Here is a 1,663-nt window from a genome sequence, read left to right as displayed (position 1 = left end):
GAGTGATCCAATCACTGTTACAGTGGAAGACTATGTAAGATCTACAAACTTTGTAGTAGATAAGGGGACAGTCGTAAACTACCTGACTCCACCATACACACCACCAACTACTCCACCAACTACTCCGCCAACCACGCCTCCAACTACCCCATCAACAGACAAACCAAAAGGTGATAAGCCTTCTGGAAGTCAACCAAAAGAAGATAAGAAACATACTCTTCCTTCTACAGGTGAAACAGTGAGCGAGGGACTAGTGGCTGCAGGACTTGCTTTGGCAGTAGCTGGAAGTGCCTTAGTTTACAAAAAACGTGAAAATTAATTTTAAAAATAGGTTTTGTTCTAGCTTTGCTAGACAAGCCTATTTTTTTATATGCGATAAATATTATTTATCATCTCCTTTGAAAATACATATTAGACACTATCACTAATAGGTGGTAAGATAAATACAAGAAAACGTAAAGGAGGAATGAATATGTGCAGAACGATCGTAGGAGTATCCGCTAATCTCTGCCCAGTTGACCCGGAAGGGAAAAACCTTCATTCCTCCGTGTCTAGTCAATTTGCGGAAGGAATCCGTCAAGCAGGTGGACTTCCAATGGTTATTCCGATGGGAGATCCTTCCTTAGTCAAGGATTATGTTGAAACCATTGATAAATTGATCTTGAGTGGGGGCCAAAATGTGGACCCGAGTCTTTATGGTGAAGAAAAAACGATCGAGAGCGACGATTACAACATCAAACGCGATCAATTTGAGCTTGCCCTACTGAAGGAAGCAGTACGCCAAAACAAACCGGTTCTAGGAATTTGCCGTGGGGTTCAGTTGATCAATGTGGCTTTTGGAGGAACACTCAACCAAGAGATCGAAGGGCATTGGCAAGGACTTCCGTTTGGAACTTCCCATTCTATCCAGACTAAAAAAGGCAGTGTGGTGGAGCAACTCTTTGGTCAGGCTAGTCGAATCAATTCTGTGCACCGCCAAAGTATCAAGGATCTCGCACCGAATTTCCGTGCGACCGCCTTTGATCCGCGCGATCACACCATCGAAGCCATTGAAGCTGTAGATGGTCATCGCATTATGGGCTTGCAGTGGCACCCAGAATACTTGGTTAATGAAGAAAAAGGGAATTTAGAACTCTTCCGTTATTTGTTACAAGAATTATAATGAAGTTAGAGATTGGACTTGAGCCGATCTCTTTTTTGTGTCTTAGAAAGGACGCAAAAATACCGGAAATAAGATCATAAAACAGGCCGGTCATCAATAAAAAAACAGGTTCATCTAGCAATGCTAGATGAAAACCTGTTTTAGAATTATTCGTGGCGTTTTTTAGCAACGAGCATGCTTCCAGCACCTGCAAGGGCAAGTCCCGCTGCAACAAGTCCAGTACTTACTGTTTCACCAGTAGAAGGAAGACCTTGTTTCTTATCTTCTTTTGATTGTTTACCAGAAGGATGATTTCCTTTAGGTTTATCAGTCGAAGGAGTTGGAGGTGTTGAAGGAGTTGGAGGTGTTGAAGGAGTTGGAGGTGTTGAAGGAGTAGTTGGAGGTGTAGTTGGAGGTGTTGGAGGTGTTGGAGGTGTCTTCGTGTTAACGACATTTCCTTTATCTACTACAAAGTTTGTAGATCTTACATAGTCTTCCACTGTAACAGTGATTGGATCACTT

The 1,663-nt window shown here is 42.5% G+C and carries 3 protein-coding genes; 2 read left to right on the top strand and 1 reads right to left on the bottom strand.

Features of this window, described 5'->3' with window-relative positions:
- On the top strand, nucleotides 1-319 hold a 319-nt coding region (locus JX304_RS04975), incomplete at its 5' end, for an LPXTG cell wall anchor domain-containing protein (RefSeq protein ID WP_205011511.1).
- 153 nt (nucleotides 320-472) lie between these two features.
- Nucleotides 473-1,162 carry a gamma-glutamyl-gamma-aminobutyrate hydrolase family protein gene (locus JX304_RS04970; RefSeq protein ID WP_205011512.1) on the top strand — a complete coding sequence of 230 codons (690 nt, stop codon included), beginning with the start codon at nucleotides 473-475 and terminating at the stop codon, nucleotides 1,160-1,162.
- Between the two features lie 146 nt (nucleotides 1,163-1,308).
- Here the strand turns inward: JX304_RS04970 and JX304_RS04965 are convergent.
- Nucleotides 1,309-1,663: LPXTG cell wall anchor domain-containing protein (locus JX304_RS04965; RefSeq protein WP_205011510.1), on the bottom strand; the 355-nt coding region annotated here is incomplete at its 5' end.

It is taken from the genome of Streptococcus parasanguinis (assembly GCF_901875555.1).
Lineage (GTDB): Bacteria > Bacillota > Bacilli > Lactobacillales > Streptococcaceae > Streptococcus > Streptococcus parasanguinis_H.
The sequence above is the reverse complement of the archived record's forward strand: the minus strand, read 5'-3'. Positions and strand labels throughout refer to the sequence as shown.

Coding starts and splice junctions, on each gene's coding strand:
- JX304_RS04970 (WP_205011512.1), top strand. CDS start 473: ATGTGCAGAACGATCGTAGGAGTATCCGCTAATCTCTGCCCAGTTGAC.